Source organism: Salmonella sp. 741265055_HSA (assembly GCF_046569525.1).
GTDB classification, from domain to species: Bacteria; Pseudomonadota; Gammaproteobacteria; order Enterobacterales; family Enterobacteriaceae; genus Salmonella; species Salmonella enterica.
Window position 1 is genome coordinate 36780 of the sequence record NZ_JBKFSQ010000015.1, and the last position, 26976, is coordinate 63755.

Annotated in this window: 28 protein-coding genes and 1 riboswitch; of the genes, 14 read left to right on the plus strand and 14 right to left on the minus strand. The window is 53.5% G+C overall.

The window, feature by feature from the left end; genetic code table 11:
- The first annotated feature begins 95 nt into the window (after window positions 1-95).
- The 3 genes from glnP (at window position 96) to ybiO (ending at window position 3815) form a co-directional block, all read left to right on the plus strand.
- The gene (gene glnP, locus ACLD4K_RS10480; protein WP_001159076.1) at window positions 96-755 is read left to right on the plus strand and encodes a glutamine ABC transporter permease GlnP; all 660 of its coding nucleotides are present in this window, start codon (window positions 96-98) and stop codon (window positions 753-755) included.
- A complete protein-coding gene (gene glnQ / locus ACLD4K_RS10485; RefSeq protein ID WP_000569093.1) occupies window positions 752-1474 on the plus strand; it encodes a glutamine ABC transporter ATP-binding protein GlnQ in 723 nt (240 codons plus the stop codon). Before glnP ends, glnQ begins: the two co-directional genes overlap by 4 nt.
- A gap of 118 nt (window positions 1475-1592) precedes the next feature.
- Entirely contained in the window at window positions 1593-3815 is a 2223-nt protein-coding gene (gene ybiO / locus ACLD4K_RS10490) for a mechanosensitive channel protein (RefSeq protein ID WP_411011819.1), read from the plus strand.
- Here ybiO and rlmF read toward each other — a convergent pair.
- Window positions 3812-4738 carry a 23S rRNA (adenine(1618)-N(6))-methyltransferase RlmF gene (gene rlmF / locus ACLD4K_RS10495; protein WP_001275964.1) on the minus strand — a complete coding sequence of 309 codons (927 nt, stop codon included), beginning with the start codon at window positions 4736-4738 and terminating at the stop codon, window positions 3812-3814. The genes ybiO and rlmF overlap by 4 nt on opposite strands.
- A gap of 204 nt (window positions 4739-4942) precedes the next feature.
- On the opposite strand from rlmF, the gene ACLD4K_RS10500 reads away from it, so the two are divergent.
- Both ACLD4K_RS10500 and ybiJ read left to right on the plus strand, forming a co-directional pair.
- Entirely contained in the window at window positions 4943-5209 is a 267-nt protein-coding gene (locus tag ACLD4K_RS10500) for a DksA/TraR family C4-type zinc finger protein (protein ID WP_000146332.1), read from the plus strand.
- Window positions 5210-5493: 284 nt separating this feature from the next.
- Entirely contained in the window at window positions 5494-5754 is a 261-nt protein-coding gene (gene ybiJ / locus ACLD4K_RS10505; RefSeq protein ID WP_000849089.1) for a DUF1471 family protein YbiJ, read from the plus strand.
- A gap of 155 nt (window positions 5755-5909) precedes the next feature.
- On the opposite strand, the gene ybiB is transcribed toward ybiJ, so the two are convergent.
- From ybiB to rhlE, 3 genes are all read right to left on the minus strand, one after another.
- Complete coding sequence (gene ybiB / locus ACLD4K_RS10510) at window positions 5910-6884, minus strand: DNA-binding protein YbiB (RefSeq protein ID WP_411011820.1); 975 nt, start codon at window positions 6882-6884, stop codon at window positions 5910-5912.
- A gap of 29 nt (window positions 6885-6913) precedes the next feature.
- Window positions 6914-9058, minus strand: a complete 2145-nt coding sequence (gene dinG / locus ACLD4K_RS10515) for an ATP-dependent DNA helicase DinG (protein ID WP_001218637.1) — start codon at window positions 9056-9058, stop codon at window positions 6914-6916.
- Between the two features lie 207 nt (window positions 9059-9265).
- Window positions 9266-10630 (minus strand): ATP-dependent RNA helicase RhlE, encoded by a 1365-nt coding sequence (gene rhlE / locus ACLD4K_RS10520; RefSeq protein ID WP_000007059.1) that lies wholly within the window; start codon window positions 10628-10630, stop codon window positions 9266-9268.
- A 229-nt stretch (window positions 10631-10859) separates the two neighbouring features.
- Here rhlE and cecR point away from each other — a divergent pair, with 229 nt between their 5' ends.
- The 5 genes from cecR to ACLD4K_RS10545 all read left to right on the plus strand — a co-directional run bounded on the left by cecR (window position 10860) and on the right by ACLD4K_RS10545 (window position 16643).
- Window positions 10860-11534, plus strand: a complete 675-nt coding sequence (cecR, locus tag ACLD4K_RS10525) for a transcriptional regulator CecR (protein WP_001025260.1) — start codon at window positions 10860-10862, stop codon at window positions 11532-11534.
- Window positions 11534-12529 (plus strand): secretion protein HlyD, encoded by a 996-nt coding sequence (gene hlyD / locus ACLD4K_RS10530; protein ID WP_000743436.1) that lies wholly within the window; start codon window positions 11534-11536, stop codon window positions 12527-12529. Before cecR ends, hlyD begins: the two co-directional genes overlap by 1 nt.
- Window positions 12522-14258 carry an ATP-binding cassette domain-containing protein gene (locus tag ACLD4K_RS10535; RefSeq protein ID WP_411011821.1) on the plus strand — a complete coding sequence of 579 codons (1737 nt, stop codon included), beginning with the start codon at window positions 12522-12524 and terminating at the stop codon, window positions 14256-14258. Before hlyD ends, ACLD4K_RS10535 begins: the two co-directional genes overlap by 8 nt.
- Entirely contained in the window at window positions 14251-15381 is a 1131-nt protein-coding gene (locus ACLD4K_RS10540) for an ABC transporter permease (RefSeq protein ID WP_000045762.1), read from the plus strand. The genes ACLD4K_RS10535 and ACLD4K_RS10540 overlap by 8 nt, the downstream gene beginning before the upstream one ends.
- A gap of 155 nt (window positions 15382-15536) precedes the next feature.
- Window positions 15537-16643 carry an ABC transporter permease gene (locus tag ACLD4K_RS10545; RefSeq protein WP_000469050.1) on the plus strand — a complete coding sequence of 369 codons (1107 nt, stop codon included), beginning with the start codon at window positions 15537-15539 and terminating at the stop codon, window positions 16641-16643.
- On the opposite strand, the gene ACLD4K_RS10550 is transcribed toward ACLD4K_RS10545, so the two are convergent.
- A complete protein-coding gene (locus tag ACLD4K_RS10550; RefSeq protein ID WP_000871970.1) occupies window positions 16605-17015 on the minus strand; it encodes a YbhQ family protein in 411 nt (136 codons plus the stop codon). The genes ACLD4K_RS10545 and ACLD4K_RS10550 overlap by 39 nt on opposite strands.
- A gap of 132 nt (window positions 17016-17147) precedes the next feature.
- On the opposite strand from ACLD4K_RS10550, the gene ACLD4K_RS10555 reads away from it, so the two are divergent.
- The 3 genes from ACLD4K_RS10555 to ACLD4K_RS10565 are packed head-to-tail and all read left to right on the plus strand — an operon-like array spanning window position 17148 to window position 20106.
- Window positions 17148-17906 (plus strand): endonuclease/exonuclease/phosphatase family protein, encoded by a 759-nt coding sequence (locus ACLD4K_RS10555; protein ID WP_000192039.1) that lies wholly within the window; start codon window positions 17148-17150, stop codon window positions 17904-17906.
- A complete protein-coding gene (gene clsB / locus ACLD4K_RS10560; RefSeq protein ID WP_000649639.1) occupies window positions 17903-19144 on the plus strand; it encodes a cardiolipin synthase ClsB in 1242 nt (413 codons plus the stop codon). Before ACLD4K_RS10555 ends, clsB begins: the two co-directional genes overlap by 4 nt.
- Window positions 19144-20106, plus strand: a complete 963-nt coding sequence (locus ACLD4K_RS10565; RefSeq protein ID WP_411011822.1) for a lysylphosphatidylglycerol synthase transmembrane domain-containing protein — start codon at window positions 19144-19146, stop codon at window positions 20104-20106. Before clsB ends, ACLD4K_RS10565 begins: the two co-directional genes overlap by 1 nt.
- Before the next feature lie 2 nt (window positions 20107-20108).
- Here the strand turns inward: ACLD4K_RS10565 and ACLD4K_RS10570 are convergent, their stop codons facing one another.
- The 9 genes from ACLD4K_RS10570 to moaA form a co-directional block, all read right to left on the minus strand.
- Window positions 20109-20669, minus strand: a complete 561-nt coding sequence (locus ACLD4K_RS10570) for a hypothetical protein (protein WP_411011823.1) — start codon at window positions 20667-20669, stop codon at window positions 20109-20111.
- Between the two features lie 7 nt (window positions 20670-20676).
- Window positions 20677-21285, minus strand: coding sequence for a hypothetical protein (locus tag ACLD4K_RS10575; RefSeq protein WP_411011845.1), 609 nt, complete (start codon window positions 21283-21285; stop codon window positions 20677-20679).
- A 23-nt stretch (window positions 21286-21308) separates the two neighbouring features.
- A complete protein-coding gene (locus tag ACLD4K_RS10580; RefSeq protein WP_411011824.1) occupies window positions 21309-22016 on the minus strand; it encodes a Bax inhibitor-1 family protein in 708 nt (235 codons plus the stop codon).
- A 145-nt stretch (window positions 22017-22161) separates the two neighbouring features.
- Window positions 22162-22866, minus strand: a complete 705-nt coding sequence (locus ACLD4K_RS10585) for a Bax inhibitor-1 family protein (protein ID WP_000373611.1) — start codon at window positions 22864-22866, stop codon at window positions 22162-22164.
- Between the two features lie 47 nt (window positions 22867-22913).
- A complete protein-coding gene (gene moaE / locus ACLD4K_RS10590; protein ID WP_001209385.1) occupies window positions 22914-23366 on the minus strand; it encodes a molybdopterin synthase catalytic subunit MoaE in 453 nt (150 codons plus the stop codon).
- 1 nt (window position 23367) lies between these two features.
- A complete protein-coding gene (gene moaD / locus ACLD4K_RS10595) occupies window positions 23368-23613 on the minus strand; it encodes a molybdopterin synthase sulfur carrier subunit (protein WP_000598596.1) in 246 nt (81 codons plus the stop codon).
- Window positions 23606-24091, minus strand: coding sequence for a cyclic pyranopterin monophosphate synthase MoaC (moaC, locus tag ACLD4K_RS10600; protein ID WP_000080894.1), 486 nt, complete (start codon window positions 24089-24091; stop codon window positions 23606-23608). Before moaC ends, moaD begins: the two co-directional genes overlap by 8 nt.
- Window positions 24092-24093: 2 nt before the next feature.
- A complete protein-coding gene (gene moaB / locus ACLD4K_RS10605) occupies window positions 24094-24606 on the minus strand; it encodes a molybdenum cofactor biosynthesis protein B (RefSeq protein ID WP_000084604.1) in 513 nt (170 codons plus the stop codon).
- 21 nt (window positions 24607-24627) lie between these two features.
- The gene (gene moaA, locus ACLD4K_RS10610) at window positions 24628-25617 is read right to left on the minus strand and encodes a GTP 3',8-cyclase MoaA (RefSeq protein ID WP_411011825.1); all 990 of its coding nucleotides are present in this window, start codon (window positions 25615-25617) and stop codon (window positions 24628-24630) included.
- A riboswitch (molybdenum cofactor riboswitch) is annotated at window positions 25605-25749 on the minus strand. Its footprint overlaps the gene before it by 13 nt.
- Before the next feature lie 264 nt (window positions 25750-26013).
- Between moaA and yvcK the strand changes: the two genes are divergently transcribed.
- Window positions 26014-26922 (plus strand): uridine diphosphate-N-acetylglucosamine-binding protein YvcK, encoded by a 909-nt coding sequence (gene yvcK / locus ACLD4K_RS10615; protein ID WP_001246033.1) that lies wholly within the window; start codon window positions 26014-26016, stop codon window positions 26920-26922.
- Window positions 26923-26976 lie beyond the last annotated feature (54 nt).

Sequence of the window (26976 nt, forward strand, 5' to 3'; positions counted from 1 at the left end):
TACAGCTCTTTTCCGTGACGGATAAGACACTTTCACGCCATTTCCGCGCCGGATAGAGCATTTGACTATTTACACCACGGTAACAGGAACGACATATGCAGTTTGACTGGAGCGCCATCTGGCCCGCCATTCCGCTTTTACTTGAGGGCGCTAAAATGACCCTGTGGATCTCGGTCCTCGGTCTGGCTGGCGGCCTGGTTATTGGACTGGCGGCAGGTTTTGCCCGTACGTTTGGCGGCTGGTTCGCCAACCATATCGCCCTGGTTTTCATTGAAATTATTCGCGGCACGCCCATCGTTGTCCAGGTCATGTTTATCTACTTTGCCCTGCCGATGGCATTTAATGATTTGCGTATTGATCCGTTCAGCGCAGCGGTCGTGACAATTATGATTAACTCCGGCGCTTATATCGCGGAGATTACTCGTGGCGCAGTACTATCCATTCACAAAGGTTTTCGCGAAGCGGGTCTGGCGCTGGGCCTTTCTCGCCGGGAAACCATCCGTCATGTTATTTTACCGCTTGCTCTGCGCCGTATGCTGCCGCCGCTGGGCAACCAGTGGATCATTAGCATCAAAGACACCTCGTTGTTTATTGTTATCGGCGTAGCCGAGCTGACCCGTCAGGGCCAGGAAATTATTGCCGGTAACTTTCGCGCCCTGGAAATCTGGAGCGCCGTGGCCGTCTTCTATTTGATCATTACGCTGGTGCTGAGCTTTATTTTGCGTCGTCTTGAAAGAAGGATGAAAATCCTGTGATTGAATTTAAAAACGTCTCCAAGCACTTTGGCCCCACCCAGGTGCTGCATAACATTGATTTAAACATCCGTCAGGGCGAAGTGGTTGTGATTATCGGCCCTTCCGGTTCGGGTAAATCCACGTTATTACGCTGTATCAATAAACTGGAAGAGATCACCTCCGGCGATCTGATTGTCGATGGTCTGAAAGTCAACGATCCTAAAGTAGACGAACGGCTGATTCGCCAGGAAGCCGGCATGGTGTTTCAACAGTTTTATCTGTTCCCGCATCTGACCGCGCTCGAAAACGTGATGTTCGGTCCTCTGCGCGTGCGCGGCGTAAAGAAAGAAGAAGCGGAAAAACAGGCGAAAGCTCTGTTAGCGAAAGTTGGACTGGCGGAACGGGCGCACCACTACCCCTCCGAGCTTTCCGGCGGTCAACAACAGCGCGTCGCCATTGCCCGAGCGCTGGCAGTGAAGCCGAAAATGATGCTCTTTGACGAGCCAACCTCCGCTCTGGACCCTGAACTGCGCCATGAAGTGCTGAAAGTCATGCAGGATCTGGCGGAAGAAGGCATGACCATGGTCATTGTCACTCACGAAATCGGCTTTGCCGAAAAAGTCGCCTCACGGCTGATTTTTATCGATAAAGGCCGTATTGCCGAAGATGGCAGTCCGCAGGCGTTGATCGAAAACCCGCCAAGCCCACGTTTACAGGAATTTTTACAGCACGTCTCCTGAGATATCGCCCTTCCTGCCCTACGGCAGGAAGGGCATCATGGAATAGTCCCATTTCATTTTCCCTCCCCTGCGCCATCTATACTTAGTGTTTTGCGTCTCTTTTCTCACTGGAGGAGTCATGCGGTGGACCCTGTTCATCCTTTTTTGTCTACTGGGCGCGCCTGCCCATGCGGTCGCCATACCCGGCGTGACCACGGGGACATCAACCAGCCAGCAAGCCGCGCCAGAGCCCAGTCCTGAACAAAAAAAAGCGGCCTATGCGGCCCTGGCTGACGTACTGGAGAACGAGGCTTCACGTAACGAATTGATAGCGCAACTCCGCGAAGCCTCAACCACGCCGCCGACCGAGCCAGCGCCAGCGCTTGCGCCGCCTGCGGCCAAAGATGAGAAAACGGTACTGGAGAACGTCACCACCGTTACCCGTCAGTACGGCGATGCTTTCGCTACCCGTTTCGCCCAGCTTTATCGCAACATCACCGATGCGCCGCACAAACCGTTTAACTCGCAAACCTTCACCAACGCGTTAACCCACTTTTTATTTCTGGCCGTCGCGGTATTTGGTTTTTATAGCGTGATACGGCTTTGCGCCCTGCCGTTATATCGAAAAATGGGCCTGTGGGCGCGCAAGAAAAACCGTGAACGCAGCAACTGGTTACAGCTCCCGGCGATGATCGTCGGCGCGTTTATTATCGACCTGCTGCTACTGGCGCTCACCTTATTTATCGGTCAGATGCTCAGTGATAATTTCCATGCGGGAAGTCGAACTATCGCTTTTCAGCAAAGCCTGTTCCTGAATGCCTTCGCGCTGATAGAGTTCTTTAAAGCGATTCTGCGGCTTATTTTTTGCCCTAATGTACCGGAGTTACGCCCATTCGCGATTCAGGATGCGACAGCGCGTTACTGGAATCGCCGTATGAGTTCCCTTAGCAGCTTGATTGGCTACGGGCTGATTGTTGCCGTTCCGATTATTTCCAACCAGGTGAATGTTCAGGTTGGCGCGATGGCGAATGTGGCGATCATGCTCTGCATCACCATCTGGGCGCTGTACCTGATCTTTAAAAACAAAGCGGAGATTACGCAACATTTATTAAGTCTGGCGGAACGATCATTAGCCTTTTTTAGCCTGTTTATCCGCGCCTTTACGCTGGTGTGGCACTGGCTGGCCAGCGCTTACTTTATCGTGCTGTTTTTCTTCTCGTTATTCGACCCAGGCAATAGCCTGAAGTTTATGATGGGCGCGACCGTGCGCAGTCTGGCGATTATTGGCATCGCGGCGTTTATCTCCGGTATGTTTACCCGCTGGATAGCGAAAACCATCACCCTGTCGCCCCATACGCAGCGCAATTACCCGGAATTACAAAAGCGGCTTAACGGCTGGCTCTCCTCGGCGCTAAAAGTCGCACGCTTTTTGACCGTCTGCGTCGCCGTTATGCTGTTGCTCAACGCCTGGGGATTATTCGATTTCTGGCACTGGCTACATTATGGCGCGGGGGAAAAGATGGTCGATATCCTCATCCGTATCGCGTTAATCTTATTCTTCTCCGCCGTGGGATGGACGATTCTCGCCAGTCTGATTGAGAATCGCCTGGCCTCCGATATTCATGGTCGCCCGCTACCCAGCGCCCGCACGCGCACGCTGCTGACGCTGTTCCGCAATGCGCTGGCAGTGATTATCAGTACCATAACCATCATGATCGTGTTATCGGAAATCGGCGTCAATATCGCGCCATTGCTGGCTGGCGCGGGGGCGTTAGGTCTGGCTATCTCTTTCGGTTCGCAAACCCTGGTGAAAGATATTATTACCGGCGTCTTTATTCAGTTTGAAAACGGGATGAATACCGGCGACTTAGTCACCATAGGCCCACTGACGGGGACGGTCGAGAGAATGTCGATTCGTTCCGTCGGCGTGCGGCAGGATACCGGGGCATACCATATTATCCCGTGGTCCTCGATCACCACTTTCGCCAACTTTGTGCGCGGTATCGGCTCAGTTGTCGCCAACTATGACGTGGATCGCCATGAGGATGCGGATAAAGCGAATCAGGCGCTGAAAGACGCGGTAACGGCGCTGATGGAGACGGAGGATATTCGCGGGCTGATTATCGGCGAACCCACGTTCGCCGGTATTGTCGGTTTAACGAACACGGCGTTTACTTTACGCGTATCGTTCACCACCCTACCGCTCAAGCAGTGGACGGTGCGTTTTGCCCTTGATAGCCAGGTGAAAAAGCATTTTGATCTGGCCAATGTGCGCGCGCCGGTGCAAACGTATCAGGTTCTGCCCGCCCCCGCCGGCGGCCCGTCGCCTGATTCGCCGCCGCCGCGCGAACCGACGATTTAGCGTTTGCGGGTGATAAAACGGCGACGCTGGTCGTCATCCATAAAGGTCCAGGCAATAAAGCGGCTTTGCTTTTGCCCCTGGGCCATCTCTTTTTTCACCACTTTCACCGCGCCAGCCTCCGTCAGTGCCCGATAAAGCGGCGGTAAATTCTCGCCGCGCGACACCAACGTCGTAAACCACAACACCTGACGGCGGAAGGTTTGGCTTTCAGCAATCATTTTTTTAATAAAGGCGACTTCGCCGCCTTCGCACCATAGCTCCTGCTGTTGACCGCCAAAGTTCAGCGCATCATCTTTATTCTGCCCCAAATTGCGGCGCTTACGCTCGCTGCCCGCGCGGGCTGCGGCGGCGGAGTCGTGAAAAGGCGGGTTACAAAGCGTTGCGTCATAAAATTCATTTTTATGAATGATACCGGTAAAAATGGCCGCCGGATCTTTTTGCCGACGCAGACGAATGGCGCGGCTTAACCCCGTATTAGCCTGAATGATAGCCTGCGCGCTGGACATCGCTGCGTCGCTGACTTCACTACCGGTAAATCGCCAGCCATATTCATGGACGCCGATAAGCGGATAAATACAATTGGCGCCCACGCCTACGTCCAGAATAGTTGCCTGCGCCGGAATACTCCCTGTCGTTTCGCCAAGCAGATCCGCCAGATGATGGATATAATCCGCACGACCAGGCACTGGCGGACATAAAAACCCTGGCGGAATGTCCCAGTGTGTAACGGCATAAAAATGCGCCAGCAACGCCTTATTGAGCGCTTTTACCGCTTGCGGATTAGCAAAATCAACGCTCTGTTCACCGGCGGGCGTGCGGATAAGAAAGGACGTCAATTCCGGCGTGGTCTGACACAGTGCGGCGAGATCATAACGGTGTTGATGGCGGTTGCGCGGGTGTAACCCCGGTTTCTGGGCGGACATGGCATTCTCCTTTTAGCAGCGGCGTAAGATACCCGTATAACGCCACGGGGTAAATATACCACCGCGAATTCCCTGCCTCGCTCGTTTGATCGGATATCTGAATGACATTGGCTCTGCTCATGGTCTGAAAAGATCGCGCGATGCGATTTTTTCACCTGACGGCGCTACACTTAACCTCAGGTACCCTAAAATCAGGAGAGCGTGATGGCATCCGGCTGGGCAAATGACGACGCAGTGAATGAACAAATCAACAATACCATTGAAGATGCCGTTGCCCGCGCTCGCGGCGAACTTCCCCACGGCGAAAGTCGCGATGAATGCGAATCTTGCGGCGACCCTATCCCTGAAGCGCGGCGTAAAGCCGTACCGGGCGTTCGGTTATGCATATCCTGCCAACAGGAGAAAGATTTACATAACGCAACATTTTCAGGATATAATCGCAGAGGTTCAAAAGACAGCCAGTTACGCTGACTTTTCTTTACCGAAACCGCCAGTATCATCCATTCCTTTACGCTCATGCTTTTTAGCGTTCTGCGTCGCAGAATGTGCCGTTAACCTCGACTCTGTAAAGCCAGATGACAAGAACGGTAAATTCCACCGTTGAATTAATTAATAATCAATAGGTTATTTGTCATTCAAAAATTTTGAGCAAGGCCGTCAATTCTATTCGATTTTATCTTTCGCAAAAAACCGTGATACTCATCACATCGACGGAACATCGTCCCATAAACAGAATAACCTGCGAGAGATTAATCATGAAAACCATTAAATATGCTGTTGCAGCCATCGCGCTTTCCACCCTTTCTTTTGGCGCTTTTGCCGCAGAACCGGTTAGCGCGTCTCAGACGCAAAACCTGCATAAAATCGGCGTAGTGTCTGCCGACGGCGCCACCACGCTGGATGGCCTGGAAGCTAAACTGGCTGAAAAAGCTGCCGCTGCTGGCGCAAGCGCTTATAACATCACCTCCGCCGTGGGTAATGACAAAATGAGCGGCACTGCGGTGATTTATAAATAATTTACCTGCCCGCCAGATTTCAGGCTGTAACATCGCTGTTGTTTGAATTCTGACGGGTATTACTCTCGTCTGTTTGCCAACAGACCCACTGCTCCAACCCTCATTAACCCTGTTTGTTACCCTTATTTGCCCGTCCGCCACTGGACGGGCTTTTTTTATTCGCTAAAAGCCTGTTCGACGCGCGCAAGCCCGTCTTCTAACGTCGCCGCCTCTCCCGTCGCAACCAGACAACAGGCCATTTGCGTTTTTAATGATTGCGGCACCGGCTCGTGGCCGGCAAGGCAGCGCTCAATCCAGCGCGCGGTGATTTCAGGATCTTTAGTCGCAGGCAGTGAAAGCGGCTCGTCGTGCGTGTCGCTCTGACGCTCATGCAGTACCTGCACGCCACGGCTATCAATCAGGCTGATTTGCGGACAGCGTTGCGGGTTGGCATAGACTTCGCCTTCGGTACCATGCATCAGCAAAGCCCGCCCGCCAATGCGGCTAAAAAAGGTCGCCACACGCGGGACATATTCAGGGTGAGAAACGCTTGATAAACGCAGCGCGGCATCCTCAGCAAATGGCGTCGCCAGCTTGGCCAGTGAATGTGCGCTGTTGCGCACGCCCATCCGCCAGCGCATCGCCAGCTGTTTTTCCAGCGGCGGGCAGAGTGCGCTCACCGGGATAAACATCGGCTGGTGCCCGTCCAGTTTAGCCTGTGCTTGTCCGCCGTGTAGGGTGGGAACAATCCCCATCAGCGCAAATATTGTTTCCGTCAGTACGCGGGTCGGATCTTCACTGACGCCGTGTACTACAACTGGAAAGCCCAATTTATGCAGCAGGATAGCCAGCAACGGCGTTAAATTCGCCTGTTTACGCGCGCCGTTATAGCTGGGAATAACGACCGGCAACGGCCTATCTGCGGGCGGTGTCAGTTTGATGGTATGATTCTGCATGGCCTCATAAAAGCCCAGCATTTCGGCTTCGCCTTCGCCTTTAATACGCAGCGCCATCAATATACTGCCCATTTCCAGGTCGGGGATGTCGCCATTCAGCATTCGGGTATACAAACCACGCGCGGTATCCAGATCCAGATCGCGGGCGTGATTTTTACCTCGCCCGATCTCTTTGATGATCTTGCGATAATCCATTGAAAGCTCCTTGAAGTGTGCTCACAGCATTAACGCCGTCGGCGGCGTGCAGGTTTTGCTTTTGGTTTTACTATAACGTCTGGCACGGCAGGCTGCTCTATCGGAAAAACAGGTAAGGCATTCAGTAAACGCTGTCCGTAGTTTTTGGTCAACAACCGCTTATCATAAATGACCACTTCTCCCCGACAGGCGTGGCTACGAATCAATCGCCCTACCTGCTGAATTAAATTAAAAGACGCGCTTGGTAAGCTTTGTACCTCAAACGGATAACGATTCAGACTTTTTAGCCATTCGCCTTCGGTGATCACGACCGGGCTGTCGATCGGCGGGAAGGCAATTTTATGGATATGGACCTGCGTCAGCAGCTCGCCTTTAAGATCCAGCCCTTCGGCAAAAGACTGAAGCCCAACCAGCACGCTGCGTTCGCCGCTCTCCACCCGTTTACGGTGCAGCTCTACCAGCCGGTAACGCGGCTGGTCGCCCTGGACCAGGAGGAGTAAGCGCACATCAGCGACATGCTCCAGAAAACGCTGCATCGCCCGCCCGCTGGCGAACAGTACCAGCATACCATGATGTTTTTTGCTCTCCAGTTGCTCACGAAAATAGGCCGCCATTTCGGCAATATGCTGCTCTTCGTTATCAATGGTGGGTTCGTAGCGCATTTGAGGAATCACCAGTTTCCCCTGTTCCACATGATTAAACGGCGAATCCAGCGCCACAAAGCGGTCGCCGGCTTTTTCTTTTAAGCCGCTCATTTCCTGCAGACGCGAAAAGCTATTGAGCGAGCGCAGTGTCGCCGAGGTGACAATAATGTGCGGTACGCTGCGCCATAACAATCTTTCCAGCTGCTCGCTGACGCGGATACCGACACAATGGAACCAGACGTGGAGCTGCCCTTCGCGTATTTCACGCGTCGCCCATTTGGACACCGGCGCGCCTGAAGACTGCGCCATCGAAGCCAGTCGCCATAATTTACTTTGCGCCTCGAACATTCCCAGCGCCCGGTTCATCTGTAAAATCACCCGATGCAAACGCACAATATCGTGCGACCCGGTTTTTTCGCTGAGATCGTTGAGAAAGGATTCCGCCAGCCCACGCAGCGTCTCGGTCAGCTTCGCCAGTCGCTGGCAGATTTCCATGACCTCATCAGGCAACTCGCCCATTGCAAAACGGTGCTCCGCCTCCTGCGCTGCGGGCATATACAGATTAAGAATGGCATTGAGCGAGGCGATCAGTTCGTACACCTCCTCGCAATGGGCGTTAAGTCGCTCAGGATTCGCTAACGGCGGCGTGGTCTTAGGGCGAAATTGCTCCATGCAGGTCGCCACCAGTTTGCTGAACAGATCCAGTTGCAAGCGATACCAGGAGGCGGTAATTTCCGCGCTCATCTCCAGCGCATCGCGAGCGACATCGGGCAGATGATGACCTTCATCCAGTACCAACAGCAGATGCTTTGGTTCCGGCAGTACGGCTTCACTTTCCATCGCCGCCATTACCAGCGCGTGATTCGCCACCACGACTTCCGCTTCCTGTATTTCACGTCGGGCGACAAAGAATGGACATTCGCGGTAATAGTGACAGTTGCGGTTCAGACAACTGGCTTTATCGGTACTTAATCGCCGCCACAGATCGTCGTCAATAGCAATGTCGGTATGATCCCGCAGACCATCCCATTTGTAACCGTCAAGATCCCCTTTCAGCCTGGCGCAGCGCTTTTGCTCTTCCTGGTTGTTAGGCGTCAGTTCGTCATCAAGAAAGGCGAGCAGATCCTGCTGCGTAGGCTCGCTACTGGCGAGCGCCGCCAGGTTTCGCGGACACACGTAACGCCCGCGGCCAAAGGCGGCGGTAAAGCGCAGATCGGGGATGATTTTTCGTAGCAGCGGCAAATCTTTGCTAAAGATCTGATCCTGTAACGCCACGTTAGCGGTACTGACCACCAGTGTTTTTTGCTCTTCCCGGGCAATGGCGATACCGGGAATAAGATAGGAGAGGGTTTTCCCGACGCCGGTCGGCGCTTCGATAGCCAGATGTCTCCCTTCTTCCCCGGCCAGCGTTCTGGCGACGTCAGCAATCATCTGCCGCTGCGGCGCACGGGGAATAAAGTCGGGAATCTGGTCCTGAAGCGCCTTATACCAGGCGGCGATTTGCGCTTTCAGCGCAGCGGTCAATGCCATGAGAAAACCTGAAGTACTGTATAAACAGCCACTATTGTGTCACATTTCAGGGGCGGGAAGTACCTTTTTTACCGGTTCTGGAAGGCGGCTCGCAACGCGATGTGTATTTTGCCGGATGACGGTGCAAGCACCTTATCCGGCCTACGTATTTGCATAGTCCGTAGGCCCGGTAAGCGTCGCGCTACCGGGCATGTTGCCGGATAAAATTTACTGGGCAGGCGTGATTCTGCGCGGGCGACGCGGCGGACGTGCTTTGTCGCCAGCGGGTTTCCCCTCGCCTGTGCGCGGTTTTGGTTTCGCCTTCGCCGCCCCGCTATCCTGACGTCGCGGCTGCTGACTGCGCCCCGCTCCCCCCTGATTTTGTCCGCGTCCACGACCGCCGCCGCCGCCGCGCTGCTGACGGCCATTCTGAATCGGCTCCGCTTTAATCGACGGGTCGGGCTCATAGCCCGGCGTCGTAATGCGTGGGATCTCTTTTTTCAGCAATTTTTCGATATCACGCAACAGTTTATGCTCGTCAACACAAACCAGCGACAGCGCCTCGCCAGTTGCCGCCGCGCGACCGGTACGGCCAATACGGTGTACATAATCTTCCGGCACGTTCGGCAGTTCATAGTTGACCACGTGCGGCAGCTCTTCAATATCCAGACCACGCGCCGCAATATCCGTCGCTACCAGCACGCGAATATCGCCGGATTTAAAATCGGCCAGCGCGCGGGTACGTGCGCCCTGCGATTTATTACCGTGGATCGCCGCGCTGCGAATACCGTCTTTATTAAGCTGTTCCGCCAGATGGTTCGCGCCATGCTTGGTGCGGGTGAAGACCAACACCTGCTGCCAGTTGCCCTGGCCAATCATTTGTGACAGCAGTTCGCGCTTACGTTTTTTATCGACAAAGTGCACGTGCTGCGTTACCTGCTCTGAGGCCGTGTTGCGGCGCGCCACTTCGATTTCCAGCGGGTTGCGCAACAGCTTTTCGGCGAGCGCTTTGATGTCGTCAGAGAACGTGGCGGAGAACAGCAGATTCTGACGCTTCGCCGGCAGTTTCGCCAGCACGCGACGAATGTCATGAATGAAGCCCATATCCAGCATACGGTCGGCTTCATCCAGTACCAGAATCTCAATCTGATCCAGCTTCACGGCATTTTGATGTTCCAGGTCGAGCAGACGTCCCGGCGTCGCCACCAGCACATCCACGCCGCCGCGCAGTTTCATCATCTGCGGATTGATGCTTACGCCGCCAAACACCACCAGCGAGCGAATGTTGAGGTATTTACTGTAATCTCTAACGTTTTCGCCAATTTGCGCCGCCAGCTCGCGGGTTGGCGTGAGGATCAACGCGCGCACCGGGCGACGACCTTTAGCGTGCGGCTGATGGGTAATCAGATGCTGCAACAATGGCAGGGTAAAACCCGCCGTTTTACCGGTTCCGGTCTGGGCGCTGGCCATCAGATCGCGGCCTTCCAGCACGGCGGGAATCGCCTGTTGCTGAATAGGGGTAGGTTCACGGTAACCCTGCTCGGCAATGGCGCGCAGGATATCAGGGTTTAATCCCAGGGAATCAAAAGACATAACTACTCCGGACCGCCCCGACCGTTGCCGGTGTAGTTTTCAGGGAGATGCTCAAATTTGGAATGACAAAAACCACAATGTCATGAAGGGGCGGAGTGTAGCAGTTTTTGTGATGCGGCGCATAAATTATCCCGAATGGTGGCAAAGACAAATTAATCGACCACACTGGACAAGAGCCATCATGAGTCATAATCTTAATCAATCGATTGATTAAAAATTAGGGCGTGTGATGAATATTCCTACCACGACCACCAAAGGCGAGCAGGCGAAAAGTCAGCTCATTGCCGCCGCGCTGGCACAGTTTGGCGAGTATGGCCTCCATGCCACCACGCGCGATATCGCCGCGCTGGCGGGGCAAAATATTGCCGCCATTACTTACTATTTCGGCTCAAAAGAGGATTTATACCTCGCCTGCGCCCAGTGGATTGCCGATTTTCTTGGCGAAAAATTTCGCCCCCATGCTGAAAAAGCGGAACGTCTTTTTAGCCAGCCTGTCCCTGACCGGGACGCCATACGCGAGCTCATTCTGCTCGCCTGCAAGAACATGATTATGCTGCTGACGCAGGAAGATACCGTTAACCTGAGCAAATTTATTTCACGCGAGCAGCTCTCACCCACGTCGGCCTATCAATTGGTTCATGAACAGGTTATCGATCCGTTGCACACCCATCTGACAAGATTGGTTGCCGCTTATACCGGCTGCGACGCCAATGATACGCGCATGATTTTGCATACCCATGCCTTACTGGGCGAAGTGCTGGCGTTCCGTCTCGGCAAAGAAACTATTCTGTTACGTACCGGCTGGCCGCAGTTTGATGAAGAAAAAGCGGAGCTGATTTACCAGACGGTAACCTGCCACATCGATCTTATTCTGCACGGTTTAACGCAAAGGAGTCTGGACTGATGAAAAAACCTGTCGTTATCGGACTGGCAATCGCAGCGATCGTCGCTGTGATTGCCGGTGGAACCTGGTGGTATCAAAGTCGGCAGGACGATGGGCTGACGCTATACGGTAATGTCGATATCCGTACCGTCAATATCAGCTTTCGCGTCGGCGGCAGGCTGGCGTCGCTGAATGTTGATGAAGGCGATACTATCAAAGCCGGACAGGTGCTCGGCGAACTGGATCACGCGCCATACGAAAACGCGCTAATGCAGGCGAAAGCTGGCGTGTCGGTCGCGCAGGCGCAATATGATTTGATGCTGGCAGGCTATCGCGATGAAGAGATAGCCCAGGCCGCCGCCGCCGTCAGACAGGCGCAAGCCGCTTATGACTACGCGCAAAATTTTTATAACCGTCAGCAAGGATTGTGGAAAAGCCGCACCATTTCCGCTAACGATCTGGAAAACGCCCGCTCATCGCGCGATCAGGCACAGGCGACGCTGAAGTCCGCGCAGGATAAACTGAGCCAGTACCGTACCGGTAATCGTGAACAGGATATCGCCCAGGCGAAAGCCAGCCTGGAACAGGCAAAGGCCCAGCTGGCGCAGGCGCAGCTTGATTTGCAGGACACCACGCTTATCGCGCCTGCCAACGGAACCTTGCTCACCCGCGCGGTCGAGCCTGGCAGTATGCTGAACGCCGGCAGCACGGTATTAACGCTCTCGCTGACCCGCCCCGTCTGGGTGCGCGCCTATGTCGATGAACGCAACCTCAGTCAGACGCAACCGGGGCGCGACATTCTGTTGTATACCGACGGTCGTCCTGACAAACCTTACCACGGCAAGATTGGTTTCGTTTCGCCCACCGCGGAATTTACGCCGAAAACCGTCGAAACGCCGGATCTGCGTACCGATCTTGTCTATCGCCTGCGCATTATTGTCACCGATGCGGACGATGCGTTACGCCAGGGGATGCCAGTCACGGTGAAATTTAATGACGAGGCACGGCATGAGTGAGGCCGTTATTACGCTGCACGGTCTGACGAAGCGCTTTGCGGGAATGGATAAACCCGCCGTCGCGCCGCTCGACTGTACCATTCATTCCGGTTATGTCACCGGGCTGGTAGGGCCGGACGGCGCAGGAAAAACCACGCTGATGCGTATGCTGGCAGGCCTGCTCAAAGCCGATGGCGGCAGCGAGTCCGTATTGGGCTTCGACCCGATACAAAACGACAGCGAGCTGCACGCGGTTCTGGGCTATATGCCGCAGAAATTCGGTCTGTATGAAGATCTTACCGTCATGGAGAACCTTAATCTCTATGCCGATTTGCGCAGCGTTACCGGCGAGATACGGGAAAAGACCTTTGCCCGTTTGTTGGAGTTTACCGCCCTCGGCCCTTTCACTGGCCGTCTGGCGGGAAAATTGTCCGGCGGGATGAAGCAAAAACTGGGGCTGGCCTGTACGCTGGTCGGCGAACCGAAAGTGCTGCTGTTGGATGAACCGGGCGTTGGCGTTGACCCGATTTCACGGCGCGAGTTGTGGCAAATGGTCCACGAACTGGCGGGCGACGGGATGCTAATTTTATGGAGCACCTCCTATCTGGATGAAGCCGAACAGTGTCGCGATGTGCTGCTGATGAATGAAGGCGAGCTACTCTATCAGGGCGAACCTAAAGCGCTGACGCAAACGATGGCCGGGCGCAGCTTTCTGATGAGCAGTCCACAGGAAAACAACCGTAAGTTGCTACAGAGAGCGCTCAGACTGCCGCAGGTGAGCGACGGCATGATTCAGGGACGTTCGGTACGCCTGATCCTGAAAAAAGAGGCGACCGCAGCAGATATTCGTCAGGCCGAAGGAATGCCGGAAATCACCCTCAATGAGACCGCGCCGCGCTTCGAAGATGCGTTTATCGATCTGCTTGGCGGAGCGGGAACCTCGGAGTCTCCGCTGGGTTCAATCCTGCATACGGTTGAAGGCACTGCCGGCGAAACGGTGATTGAAGCGCAGGAACTGACGAAAAAATTTGGTGATTTCGCGGCCACGGACCATGTTAATTTCGTCGTACAACGCGGCGAGATTTTTGGCCTGCTCGGCCCGAACGGCGCGGGTAAATCAACCACCTTTAAAATGATGTGCGGCCTGCTGGTGCCGACATCCGGCAAGGCGCTGGTGCTGGATATGGACCTGAAAGTCAGCTCCGGCAAAGCCCGTCAGCATCTGGGCTATATGGCGCAAAAATTTTCGCTTTACGGCAACCTGACGGTTGAGCAGAACCTGCGTTTTTTCTCCGGCGTCTACGGTTTGCGGGGCCGCGCGCAAAATGAAAAAATTCAGCGTATGAGTGAAGCGTTTGGTCTGAAAAGCATCGCGTCGCATCCCACCGATGCGCTACCGCTGGGCTTTAAACAGCGACTGGCGCTGGCCTGCTCGCTGATGCACGAACCGGATATTTTATTCCTTGATGAACCCACGTCCGGGGTTGATCCCCTCACCCGCCGTGAATTTTGGCTGCATATTAATAGCATGGTGGAAAAAGGGGTCACGGTAATGGTGACGACCCACTTTATGGATGAGGCGGAATATTGCGATCGCATCGGACTGGTTTATCGCGGGAAGCTTATCGCCAGCGGTACGCCGGACGATCTCAAAGCGCAGGCCGCCGATGAGCAACAGGCCGATCCGACGATGGAGCAGGCCTTTATCACTCTCATCAATGACTGGGATAAGGAGCATACGCATGAGTAAGTCTCTCTCCTGGCGCCGCGTGCGTGCGTTGTGCGTCAAAGAGACGCGCCAGATCGTGCGCGATCCCAGTAGCTGGCTGATTGCGGTGGTGATCCCGCTGCTGTTGCTGTTTATTTTTGGTTACGGCATTAACCTCGACTCCAGCAAGCTGCGGGTGGGGATTCTGCTTGAACAACAAAGCCAGGAGGCGCTGGATTTCACTCATGCGATGACCGGTTCACCCTATATCGACGCGACCATTAGCGATAACCGCCATGAATTAATTGAAAAAATGCAGGCCGGACGCATTCGCGGACTGGTGGTGATTCCGGTGGATTTCGCGCAGCAAATGGCGCGCGCCGGTGACAGCGCGCCGATTCAGGTGATTACCGACGGCAGCGAGCCAAACACCGCCAACTTCGTTCAGGGTTATGTTGAAGGCATCTGGCAAATCTGGCAACAGCAGCGGGCGGAAGATCGCGGCGACACCTTTGAACCGCTCATCGACGTCCAGACGCGCTACTGGTTTAACCCGGCGGCGATCAGTCAGCATTTTATTATTCCTGGGGCGGTGACCATTATCATGACGGTAATTGGCGCAATCCTCACCTCGCTGGTCGTTGCCCGCGAATGGGAGCGCGGCACGATGGAGGCGCTGCTCTCAACCGAAGTGACGCGTGTTGAACTGCTGCTGTGTAAGCTTATTCCCTATTACTTTCTCGGTATGCTGGCGATGCTGCTCTGTATGCTGGTATCGGTGTTTATTCTCGGCGTGCCGTATCGCGGTTCGCTGGTGATTCTGTTTATCATCACCAGCCTGTTTTTACTGAGTACGCTGGGGATGGGGCTGTTGATTTCCACCATCACTCGCAACCAGTTTAACGCCGCGCAGGTGGCGCTGAACGCCGCCTTTTTGCCCTCAATTATGCTGTCCGGGTTTATCTTCCAGATAGACAGTATGCCTGCGGTGATCCGCGCGGTGACCTATATTATTCCGGCGCGCTATTTTGTTAGCACCCTGCAAAGTCTGTTTCTGGCTGGCAATATTCCGGTCGTGTTAGGCGTTAACGTACTGTTTTTAATCGCCTCGGCGGTGATGTTTATTGGCCTGACGTGGCTAAAAACCAAACGACGGCTGGATTAACTCTGGCGCTCGTATTTTGCCCGGTGGCGCTATGCTTACCGGGCCTACGGGCCATGTAGTCGTCGTAGGCCGGATAAGGCGTTCACGCCGCCATCCGGCATTATGCCTGATGCGCTTTGCTTATCAGGCCTACAAACTGGACTGAGAGGACGGGCATGTTTCATCGTTTATGGACGTTAATTCGCAAAGAACTGCAATCGCTTTTACGCGAACCGCAAACGCGCGCGATCCTGATTCTGCCGGTGCTGATTCAGGTCATCCTGTTTCCGTTCGCCGCGACGCTTGAAGTCACTAACGCGACTATCGCCATCTATAACGAAGATAACGGCAAACATTCGGTAGAACTTACCCAGCGCTTTGCCCGCGCGAAAGCGTTTACCCATGTGCTATTGCTGAACAGTCCGCAGGAGATCCAGCCGACTATCGATACGCAAAAAGCGCTGCTGCTGGTACGCTTCCCGGCGGATTTCTCGCGGAATCTGGATACCTTCCAGCCAGCGCCGATGCAACTCATTCTTGATGGACGTAACTCCAACAGCGCGCAAATCGCCGCCAATTATCTGCAACAGATCGTCAAGGAGTATCAGCAGACATTGATGGACGGCAAGCCAAAGCCCAACAATAGCGAACTGGTGGTACGCAACTGGTATAACCCAAATCTGGACTACAAGTGGTTTGTGGTGCCCTCGCTGATCGCCATGATCACCACTATCGGCGTGATGATCGTCACTTCGCTGTCCGTCGCCCGCGAGCGTGAACAAGGCACTCTGGATCAGCTGCTGGTCTCTCCGCTCACCACCTGGCAGATTTTCGTTGGTAAAGCGGTGCCGGCGCTGATTGTCGCGACCTTCCAAGCCACGATCGTGCTGGCTATCGGCATTTGGGCATACCAAATTCCCTTCGCCGGTTCGTTAGCGCTGTTTTATTTCACGATGGTGATTTACGGGCTGTCGCTGGTAGGCTTTGGCTTGCTGATATCATCGCTTTGCGCCACGCAACAGCAGGCGTTTATCGGCGTCTTTGTCTTTATGATGCCGGCGATTTTGCTCTCGGGTTATGTCTCGCCGGTGGAAAACATGCCGGTCTGGCTGCAAAACCTGACGTGGATAAACCCTATCCGCCACTTTACTGATATTACCAAGCAAATTTATCTTAAGGATGCGAGTCTGGGAATTGTCTGGGGAAGTTTGTGGCCGCTACTGGTGATAGCGGCCACCACGGGGTCAGCGGCGTATGCGATGTTTAGACGCAAAGTGATGTAGCTTTTTATCTTTCGCCAGTAGCGAGACCACGGCGGGCCCGGCCAGGATAGCCAGCCCCGCCAGCGCCAGCAAGACATTGTTTTGCAATACGCGGGATAGCAGCCAGAGGACAATCAGCGCGGTGCCGAAGTACCAGGTGGTAGTCAGCTCTTCCAGCACATCCGCCACATCGCGCCAGCGTTGCTCATGATGGCGCTGCAACGCCAGCATCAGCAGTACCGTCACGCCATAAAGCACGCATAATCCCAGGCCGACGCGCACTAATGTGCCGCTCATCCAGCCTATTACCAGCATCGCCACTACCAGTAAATGCAACATAATCTGCCAACAACCGAGGCCGGTTGCGACACGAACGCGTTGTTGCCACTTCATGGCTTTTCTCCTGAAGCATTTTTCTCTCATTATTCAGAGTACCGAACTTTACGGAAAATTCCGTAAGACCGCATCTTTTTGTGACGACGACTACACTATTTCAATCAGGATAGTGACGCGGACAGGAAGAAAATGACTCAACACACGCGAAATTTTTCATTCAAAGTGCTCACAATTAATACGCACAAAGGTTTTACCGCCTTTAATAAACGCTTCATCCTGCCGGAGCTGCGCGACGCCGTCAGAACGGTCGGCGCCGATATCGTCTGTCTGCAAGAAGTGATGGGCGCGCATGAAGTACATCCGCTGCATATCGAAAACTGGCCGGACACTACCCACTATGAATTTTTGGCCGACACCATGTGGAGCGATTTCGCCTATGGCCGCAATGCGGTCTATCCGGAAGGCCACCACGGTAACGCGGTTCTTTCTCGCTATCCCATTGAACATTATGAAAATCGCGACGTCTCGGTCGGCGGTAGCGAAAAACGCGGCGTGCTCTATTGCCGCATTACGCCGCCCATGCTCAACCGCCCTATCCACGTCATGTGCGTACATCTCGGCCTGCGGGAGAGCCACCGCCAGGCACAGTTAACCATGCTGGCGGGATGGGTGAATGCCTTGCCGGAATCAGAACCGGTGCTGGTGGCCGGAGACTTTAATGACTGGCGGCAAAAGGCCGGCCCGCCATTAAACGCGGCCGGGCTGGAGGAGATATTCACCCGTGCCCATGGCCGACCGGCGCGCACATTCCCGGTGAGTATGCCGCTGCTGCGACTCGATCGTATTTACGTCAAGAATGCGAACGCCAGTTCTCCTACGGCGCTACCGCTGCGGAACTGGCGACATTTATCAGACCATGCCCCCCTTAGCGCGGAGATCCATCTATGAAATGCGGCTGGCGTGAAGGTAATCAAATTCAGCTACTGGAAAACGGCGACCAGTTCTATCCTGCCGTGTTTGAGGCTATCGCTCAGGCACAGCAAAAAATCATTCTGGAAACCTTTATCTTGTTTGAAGATGAGGTGGGTAAAAAACTCCATGCCGCTCTGCTAAAAGCCGCACAGCGCGGCGTAAAAGCCGAAGTATTACTCGACGGCTACGGCTCTCCCGATCTCAGCGACGCGTTTGTCGGCGAATTAACCTCGGCGGGCGTGATTTTTCGCTATTACGACCCCCGCCCGCGTCTACTGGGGTTGCGAACTAATATCTTCCGCCGAATGCACCGCAAAATTGTGGTGATTGATGATCGTATTGCCTTTGTCGGCGGCATTAACTACTCCGCCGAACATATGTCGGATTACGGCCCGCAGGCGAAACAAGACTACGCGGTACGGGTCGAAGGGCCTGTAGTGGCCGATATCCTGCAATTCGAAGTCGAGAATCTGCCGGGGCAAAGCCCCGCGCGCCGCTGGTGGAAGCGCCATCACCAGGCTGAAGAAAACCGTCACCCCGGCGAAGCGCAGGCGCTGTTTGTCTGGCGGGATAATGAAGAGCACCGCGACGATATCGAACGTCATTATCTGAAAATGCTGACCCAGGCAAAGCGTGAAGTGATTATCGCTAACGCCTATTTTTTCCCCGGCTATCGCTTGCTCCACGCAATGCGTAAAGCCGCCCGCCGTGGCGTGAGCGTAAAACTGATTGTCCAGGGGGAACCAGACATGCCGATAGTCAAAGTCGGCGCGCGGTTGCTCTATAACTATCTGGTGAAGGGCGGCGTGCAGGTTTATGAATACCGACGCCGTCCGCTGCATGGCAAAGTGGCGCTGATGGACGATCACTGGGCCACGGTAGGGTCGAGTAATCTCGATCCGCTCAGCCTGTCGCTTAACCTTGAAGCTAACCTGATCATTCACGATCGTACCTTTAACCAGACCCTGCGCGATAATTTACAAGGCATCATCGTGAATGATTGTAAGCAGGTCGATGAGTCTATGCTGCCAAAACGCACCTGGTGGAACCTGACCAAAAGCGTGCTGGCGTTCCACTTTTTACGTCATTTCCCGGCGCTGGTCGGCTGGCTACCTGCGCATACCCCGCATCTGGCGCAGGTTCCCCCGCCTGCCCAGCCAGAAATGGAAACCCAGGATCGCGTTGATCCAGAAAATACAGGAGTGAAGCCCTAATGGCTAAATCGCATCCGCGCTGGCGGCTGGCTAAAAAAGTGCTGACCTGGCTGTTTTTTATTGCGGTCGTCGTTCTGCTGGTGGTTTATGCTAAAAAGGTCGACTGGGGCGATGTCTGGACCGTCATCCGCGACTATAACCGCACGGCGCTTTTAAGCGCTGTGGGACTGGTGATCGTTAGCTATCTTCTGTACGGCTGCTACGACCTGCTTGGACGGCTTTATTGCGGCCATAAGCTGGCGAAGCGGCAGGTGATGTTGGTATCGTTCGTCTGCTATGCCTTTAACCTGACGCTCAGCACCTGGGTCGGCGGGATCGGGATGCGTTACCGACTATACTCTCGCCTCGGGTTGCCCGGCAGTACTATCACGCGCATTTTCTCGCTCAGCATTACCACTAACTGGCTGGGCTATATTCTGCTTGGCGGCATCATTTTTACCTTCGGCGTTGTCCAGCTTCCCGACCACTGGTATATCGATGAAGGCACGCTACGTATTCTCGGTATCGTTTTGTTGTTGATTATCGCGGTCTATTTGTGGTTTTGCGCCTTTGCGAAGCGGCGGCATATGACGATTAAAGGACAGAAACTGGTGCTGCCATCATGGAAATTCGCGCTGGCGCAGATGGCGCTCTCCAGCGCGAACTGGATGGCGATGGGCGCTATCATCTGGCTGCTGATGGGCCAGGATGTGAACTATTTCTTTGTGCTGGGCGTACTGCTGGTGAGCAGTATCGCGGGCGTCATCGTGCATATTCCGGCAGGCATCGGCGTGCTGGAGGCCGTATTCATCGCGTTGCTGGCGGGCGAACATACGTCGCAAGGCACGATTATCGCCGCCCTGCTCGCGTACCGCGTGCTTTACTATTTTATTCCCCTGTTGCTGGCGCTGGTGTGCTACCTGATCCTGGAAAGCCGGGCGAAGAAGCTGCGGGCGAAAAACGAGCGGGCGATGGCGAAATAAATTTAAGCAGACGCGTTTTCGCTTTCCAGCACAACGCGTTTTATCCGGTAAAAATAAACATATGCTGAGAAAAAAGACGTATTCATCTGTAAGCGGGAAAAAAGCAGCAATGACCAGCTAAACAGCAGCAGGAGCACTTCGTTAAACTCGCCCATGGATACTGATGACAGGGTACAGAACGTTGCCAACGTAACGGAAATAATGGCCAGCAATAGCGCATACCGGTAAATAATGACCCCGCTCATTCTTCCTTTAAGCAGCAGCTGATTTGACGGGGTAAGAAAAGCGATATAGCCCACGGCCAGGAAGAAGACCAGCTCCAGATGCTTTTTATTGTGCAGCTCAAACTGCGCAATAACCATGTTTATACTGACGATCCATGTCATGGTCATCATGATCGCCGTAAGCCCAATAACGCCTCCGTGAGGAATACCTTGTTCATACCAGTTTTTTTTGTAGTGGCTGGCCGGATACACAGGTAACTTAATTTCTGGCGGGATCAACTGCCCTTTTTTCACCAGCTCCGCCAGTGTTTTTCCTGTTAGCCACGTCATCAGGTTCATGGGCTTATCATTTCCTTGTCTGTGAGGTGAGATATTTTTGTAATGCGACTCGCACTAATCGACGCCCCAGGCAGAACCGAATCATCATCGTAAACGTTTCGCCATTCATCACCCAGCGGCAAAGCACAACCATAATAATCGCGATAACCAGATCGCCCCTTAATTCACCATTTTGCTGGCACAACACGTCAAATAATCCAGTACCGCAGAATACAATGTTTAATAAAAGCAGTAAAACGCAGAGGCGCAAACCCAGGATAAAACCTTTGGCAATAAGCCATAGCTCAGCCATAACGCATAACACCATACCTATAGCACTGCCAAAATAAATGATTATATTTAGCGGCCAATATAGAATAAACTTATCGAAAGCAAAATGCGCACTGCACACCCCCCCCACAATAAGCATAAAACTAAACGCGCAAACAGGCGCAGGATTGGGTAATGAATGTTCCCATGACGAACCGGTAATAAAATGAGAAATCAGCGCTGGTGAACATTTCTTATTAAAATCCTCGCCGCCATTTTTAATGGCGCGAGTGACGTCCTTAGCTTCACAAAACGCTAACCAAAATTTTTCGCCACATATTTTAATCATTATACCCATTATTACCAACCTGAATAAAAAACCTGTAACGCCTATGGCCTGAAAGATAATAGTATTTCCAGAATCATCAAAATGATATAACGACACAGCGTAACCACAGCATTAATAATGCCAAGGTAAAGCGTCAGCGCGCCAAGTAAAGCGCAACGAGGCAGCGATGAAAACTCGCCGTGGTATAACATGCGGGCATAACCGTGAAGTGTCGATTTTTCTAGTGCTGTAATCAATGTCCACACCAATACCGTCAGCACACTGACTATCCAGACCAGAGTGCTACTGGCCACCAGGCTATTGACAACTATCGCAGCGATGATCCCGCTTACCGCCATAAAAATTAACGGCCTGAACAGACCAGAACTGATATTCAGATAGAAAATAAATAAGGCATTAAGACTAAACATGATTCCAACAATCATGAAAATGGTCGCGCCACCTGAGAAAAGGTAAGCTAATGACACGCCGGTAAGTGTAATGATGGCAATATATATCAACGTTACGACAACAGTGCCAAAGCGGGAAAGACAGGTAACGGCCCCATACCCCAGGCCAAGCAAAAGTGCTGATACCCACAAAACAACAACAGGTTGAACGTGGGTTATCAAAAAATGAGTATACAACGTTAACCATATAATGCCGGCGGTACACCATAGTCCCAACGCAGTATACCAATAGGTAAGGGATAACATTGTCGCGGGAATAAATGCTATTTGCCGTATACGTATTGCAGCCAGAGGTCCCACTTGTCATTTATCACTCTTCACATGATCACGGTGATAAGAATGGCAAGCGCAGGAAAATATTTCTATGATATTTATGCTGTTTCGCCCTAAATATAGTCCTAAAAAAATCCTGACGCAGGGCCAGGATTTTAAGAGATCGCTATAATTAGCGGCGATTGCCAAAAATACGCAGTAACATCAGGAACAGGTTGATAAAGTCCAGGTACAGCGTTAACGCGCCGAGAATCGAATATTTACGCAGATTAGCGCTATCGCGGGTATCTATTTGCTCGCCGATATTTTTCAGTTTCTGCGTGTCATAGGCCGTCAGGCCGACAAACACCACCACCCCGATATAGGTTACCGCCCACATCAGCGCTTCACTCTTCAGCCAGAAATTGACCAACGACGCCAGAACGATACCAATAAGCGCCATAAACAGCATATTGCCGAAACCGCTAAGATCGCGCTTAGTGGTGTACCCGTACAGGCTCATGGCGCCAAACATTCCCCCCGTCACCACAAAGGTGCTGGCGATAGAGGAGTAGGTGTAAACGATAAAAATACTGGATAACGTCAATCCGGTTAGCGCCGAATAGAGCATAAACAGCGTCGTCGCCATTCCGGCGCTAAGCTTATGCACCAGTCCCGACAGAACAAACACCAGCGCAAGCTGGGCAATAATTAAGCCAAAGAAGGTGATCTTACTGGAAAAGACAAACATCATGACGGCTGGCGTATTAGCCGCATACCACGCGATAAACGCGGTCAGTAACAGTCCGACCGTCATCCAGCCATACACTTGCGCCATATAGGTCTGCAGGCCGGACCGCGCCTGCACTATTGAATCAGATCGTGGAAATCTGTCCATGATGAACTCCTGTGTGGAAATGATACCCTAAAGCGTATCACATTCTGCTACCAACGTTTCGCCGACTGCTGGTCGCTGTCGCGCGCTTCGACCCAGCGATCGCCTTCCGGCGTAGCTTCACGCTTCCAGAACGGCGCACGGGTTTTCAGATAATCCATAATGAACTGACCGGCGTCGAACGCGCTACTGCGGTGCGCGCTGGTGACGCCGACAAACACAATCTCATCGCCCGGCCATAATTCGCCAACGCGATGAATCACCGTGACCCGCCCCAGCGGCCAGCGGGAACGCGCCTTCGCGACGATCTCCGCCAGAGCTTTCTCGGTCATGCCGGGATAATGCTCCAGCGTCAGCGCCTTAACGCTATCGCCCAGGTTATGATTGCGCACTTTTCCGGTAAAGGTGACGACCGCGCCGTCTTCGTCGCGCGCCGCCAGCCAGGAATATTCCTCCCCGACGCTAAACGGCGCAGGGCCGACTACAATTCGCGTTTCGCGCATGTTAGCCCCCCGTGACTGGCGGGAAAAACGCCACTTCATCACCCGCCGTCAGCGGATGGTCAAAACTTACCAGCGTCTGGTTGACCGCCGCCAACAGCTTGCCGTCTTCCAGCGCCAGCGCCCAGCGATCGCTCTTTGTCGCCAGATGCTGTCGCAGCGACTCAACGGTGGAAAAATCTGCTGGAAGATCCAGCGCGTCAGTTCCTGTAAGCTCGCGAACCTGGGCGAAGAAAAGCACCTTAATCATGCGCATCCACCTTAAAATCCCCCGATTTGCCGCCGCTTTTCGCCAGCAGGCGCACCGGACCAATTACCATATCTTTTTGTACCGCTTTACACATGTCGTAGATGGTTAACGCCGCGACGGACGCCGCGGTTAATGCTTCCATTTCGACGCCGGTTTTACCGGTCAGACGACACAGAGACTCAATACGCACGCGGTTATGCTCCGGCTCGGCCTGAAGCTGAATCTCCACTTTACTTAGCAGTAGCGGGTGGCACAGCGGGATCAGCTCCCAGGTGCGTTTGGCGGCCTGAATACCAGCAATTCGGGCGGTCGCGAAAACATCGCCCTTGTGGTGTTTGCCATCAACAATCATCGCCAGCGTTTCACTACGCATGGTAACGAATGCTTCCGCCCGTGCTTCACGAACGGTTTCCGCTTTCGCGGAAACGTCCACCATGTGCGCTTCGCCTGCGGCGTTTATATGGGTTAATTGCGACATCGTTATTTCTTTAAATGAGGGTGAAAATTACATGGGCGTGTACGGGCATCCAGCTGCGGCGCAATGATATTCTCCCATGCGGTTCTGCACGCTTTTGTGGATCCCGGCATGGCGAAAATCAAGGTGTTATTCGCCACGCCAGCTACCGCGCGCGACTGCAGAGTTGCGGTGCCGATCTCTTCAAACGAGAGCATGCGAAACACTTCGCCAAATCCTTCCACTTCACGATCGAACAGCGGCAACAGCGCTTCCGGCGCCTGATCGCCTTCGGTCAAACCGGTCCCACCAGTTATCAATACGACCTGCACCTCATCACTGGCGATCCAGGCGGAAACCTGGGCGCGAATCGCGTAACGGTTCTCTTTAACGATGGCTTTCGCCACCACTTCATGCCCGGCCTCCTGCGCCGAATCACGCAGATAATGACCGGAGGTGTCGTCTTCTTCGCCGCGTCGGCTGGAAACAGTAAGAATAGCGATGCGGGTCGGGATAAATTCAGCGCTGACCTGACTCATCTGAAATCTCCTTATTAAGGATTAACCGCCAATGTAAGATAAATTTTGCGTAATACCAGTATTGCTCTGGTGAAGGAAATGGGTCTGCTTTTTCTCCCGCAACGCGTCGGAAATACGTTCCTCAAGCGCGCATTGCTGCGCGTCATCCTGTAACAGGTCGCGTAAACTCACGCCGCCGTCGCCAAACAGACATAAATGCAGCTTACCGACGGACGAAACACGCAGGCGGTTACAGGTGGCGCAGAAATCTTTTTCATACGGCATAATGAGGCCGATCTCACCGGCGTAATCGGGATGACAAAAAACCTGCGCCGGGCCATCGCTACGCTGGCGGAGCTGGTGGATCCAGCCGCGCTTAATCAGCTCGTCGCGTAATACCTGACCCGAAATATGATGTTTGCGGAAGAGATCGCTCCCCTCGCCCGTCTCCATAAGTTCAATGAAGCGTAACTGAATGGGGCGAGGCTGAATCCAGGCAAGGAAGGTATCCAACTGATGGTGATTTACGTCGCGCATCAGCACGGTGTTGACTTTCACCTTTTCGAAACCGGCGTCAAAGGCGGCATCGATGCCCGCCATCACCTGGCGGAATTTGTCCTGACCGGTAATCGCATGGAACTGACGCGCATCCAGACTATCCACGCTAACATTGACGCCCGTCAGCCCCGCTTCGCGCCAGTTCGCGGCATCGCGCGCCAGTCGATAACCGTTCGTGGTCACCGCGATCTGGCGAATAGCATCATTTTCACCCACGGCGGCAATGATGTCGGTAAAATCGCGGCGTAATGAAGGCTCGCCGCCGGTAAGACGCACCTTCTCCGTGCCAAGACTGGCAAAAGCGCGCGTAACGCGACGAATTTCATCGACGGTAAGGAAACCGTTGTTAGTGACGCCGCCAGGTTTGTAGCCATCCGGCAGACAGTAGGTGCAACGAAAGTTGCACACATCGGTAATCGACAAACGTAAGTAGTAAAACTTACGCGCGAAAGCATCGGTAAGTTGTGAAGCCATGTACACCTTTCCAAATACGGGAGGCGAAGTCATTTCTTCCTGCGCCCTGGTGGCAAACGTTAAACGTTGTCACGGCCAAAGCACCATATCAAAAATGACCCAGGTGCAGAGGCTAGAGTGTTTACTGTGGTTACGCCGATACTAGCGTGTAAATGACAATTTCGCCATCACGCTTTCGCTATATAAACATATACATAGCGATATGATCGTGCTATTTAGCGACAGAATACGTGAAAATCACACTTTTACATTGATATATATCATTTAGCCGTGGTAACGCCCTCGCTATAAAGGGGTAGTCGGGAATAATTAATTGTCTTTTAGCCGGTCGGCTAATTGCTGAAAACCCGCGACTTGCGCTACTGTAGCGCTGCTTATTTGACTTCAGGAATTTTTATGCGCAATCGTACGCTGGCTGACCTTGATCGTGTCGTTGCCCTCGGCGGAGGGCATGGATTAGGACGCGTCCTCTCCTCGCTTTCTTCATTAGGTTCGCGCCTGACCGGCATTGTGACTACCACAGATAACGGGGGGTCAACTGGCCGTATTCGCCGCTCGGAAGGCGGGATCGCCTGGGGCGATATGCGCAACTGTCTGAATCAGTTAATTACCGAACCCAGCGTCGCATCCGCTATGTTTGAGTACCGTTTTGGCGGTAATGGCGAACTTTCTGGTCATAACCTCGGAAATTTGATGTTAAAGGCGTTAGATCACCTGAGCGTGCGGCCTCTGGAAGCGATTAATTTAATTCGTAATCTGCTTAAAGTGGACGCGCAACTGATCCCGATGTCGGAGCTACCGGTAGATCTGATGGCGATTGACGATCAGGGGCATGAGATTTATGGCGAGGTGAATATCGATCAGTTAGCGACGCCGCCGCAGGAGATCATGTTAACGCCAAACGTTCCGGCGACGCGGGAAGCGGTACAGGCCATTAATGACGCGGATCTGATTCTGATTGGCCCTGGCAGTTTTTATACCAGCCTGATGCCTTGCCTGCTGCTGGATGAACTGGCGCAGGCGCTGCGGCGCACCCCAGCGCCAATGGTGTATATCGGCAATCTGGGTCGCGAACTGAGTCTGCCCGCCGCCAGTTTAACGCTGGTCGATAAGCTGGCGATGATGGAGCAATATATTGGCAAAAAAGTCATTGACGCAGTAGTGGTTGGGCCGCGAGTTGACGTCAGTGCGGTGAACGATCGGCTGGTGATTCAGGAAGTGCTGGAGGCCAGCGATATCCCCTATCGCCACGATCGTCAGTTATTACACAATGCGCTGGAAAAAGCGCTACAGGCGTTGGGTTAATGATTTAGACGCCATTGCCGGATGGCGGCGTAAACGCCTTATCCGGCCTGGGTA

Bases quoted from the DNA above. Each gene is read 5' to 3' on its own strand.
- glnP (WP_001159076.1), top strand. From the start codon at position 96: ATGCAGTTTGACTGGAGCGCCATCTGGCCCGCCATTCCGCTTTTACTT.
- ybiO (WP_411011819.1), top strand. From the start codon at position 1,593: ATGCGGTGGACCCTGTTCATCCTTTTTTGTCTACTGGGCGCGCCTGCC.
- rlmF (WP_001275964.1), bottom strand. From the start codon at position 4,738: ATGTCCGCCCAGAAACCGGGGTTACACCCGCGCAACCGCCATCAACAC.
- ACLD4K_RS10500 (WP_000146332.1), top strand. From the start codon at position 4,943: ATGGCATCCGGCTGGGCAAATGACGACGCAGTGAATGAACAAATCAAC.
- ybiJ (WP_000849089.1), top strand. From the start codon at position 5,494: ATGAAAACCATTAAATATGCTGTTGCAGCCATCGCGCTTTCCACCCTT.
- ybiB (WP_411011820.1), bottom strand. From the start codon at position 6,884: ATGGATTATCGCAAGATCATCAAAGAGATCGGGCGAGGTAAAAATCAC.
- dinG (WP_001218637.1), bottom strand. From the start codon at position 9,058: ATGGCATTGACCGCTGCGCTGAAAGCGCAAATCGCCGCCTGGTATAAG.
- rhlE (WP_000007059.1), bottom strand. From the start codon at position 10,630: ATGTCTTTTGATTCCCTGGGATTAAACCCTGATATCCTGCGCGCCATT.
- cecR (WP_001025260.1), top strand. From the start codon at position 10,860: ATGAATATTCCTACCACGACCACCAAAGGCGAGCAGGCGAAAAGTCAG.
- hlyD (WP_000743436.1), top strand. From the start codon at position 11,534: ATGAAAAAACCTGTCGTTATCGGACTGGCAATCGCAGCGATCGTCGCT.
- ACLD4K_RS10535 (WP_411011821.1), top strand. From the start codon at position 12,522: ATGAGTGAGGCCGTTATTACGCTGCACGGTCTGACGAAGCGCTTTGCG.
- ACLD4K_RS10540 (WP_000045762.1), top strand. From the start codon at position 14,251: ATGAGTAAGTCTCTCTCCTGGCGCCGCGTGCGTGCGTTGTGCGTCAAA.
- ACLD4K_RS10545 (WP_000469050.1), top strand. From the start codon at position 15,537: ATGTTTCATCGTTTATGGACGTTAATTCGCAAAGAACTGCAATCGCTT.
- ACLD4K_RS10550 (WP_000871970.1), bottom strand. From the start codon at position 17,015: ATGAAGTGGCAACAACGCGTTCGTGTCGCAACCGGCCTCGGTTGTTGG.
- ACLD4K_RS10555 (WP_000192039.1), top strand. From the start codon at position 17,148: ATGACTCAACACACGCGAAATTTTTCATTCAAAGTGCTCACAATTAAT.
- clsB (WP_000649639.1), top strand. From the start codon at position 17,903: ATGAAATGCGGCTGGCGTGAAGGTAATCAAATTCAGCTACTGGAAAAC.
- ACLD4K_RS10565 (WP_411011822.1), top strand. From the start codon at position 19,144: ATGGCTAAATCGCATCCGCGCTGGCGGCTGGCTAAAAAAGTGCTGACC.
- ACLD4K_RS10570 (WP_411011823.1), bottom strand. From the start codon at position 20,669: ATGAACCTGATGACGTGGCTAACAGGAAAAACACTGGCGGAGCTGGTG.
- ACLD4K_RS10585 (WP_000373611.1), bottom strand. From the start codon at position 22,866: ATGGACAGATTTCCACGATCTGATTCAATAGTGCAGGCGCGGTCCGGC.
- moaE (WP_001209385.1), bottom strand. From the start codon at position 23,366: ATGCGCGAAACGCGAATTGTAGTCGGCCCTGCGCCGTTTAGCGTCGGG.
- moaD (WP_000598596.1), bottom strand. From the start codon at position 23,613: ATGATTAAGGTGCTTTTCTTCGCCCAGGTTCGCGAGCTTACAGGAACT.
- moaC (WP_000080894.1), bottom strand. From the start codon at position 24,091: ATGTCGCAATTAACCCATATAAACGCCGCAGGCGAAGCGCACATGGTG.
- moaB (WP_000084604.1), bottom strand. From the start codon at position 24,606: ATGAGTCAGGTCAGCGCTGAATTTATCCCGACCCGCATCGCTATTCTT.
- moaA (WP_411011825.1), bottom strand. From the start codon at position 25,617: ATGGCTTCACAACTTACCGATGCTTTCGCGCGTAAGTTTTACTACTTA.
- yvcK (WP_001246033.1), top strand. From the start codon at position 26,014: ATGCGCAATCGTACGCTGGCTGACCTTGATCGTGTCGTTGCCCTCGGC.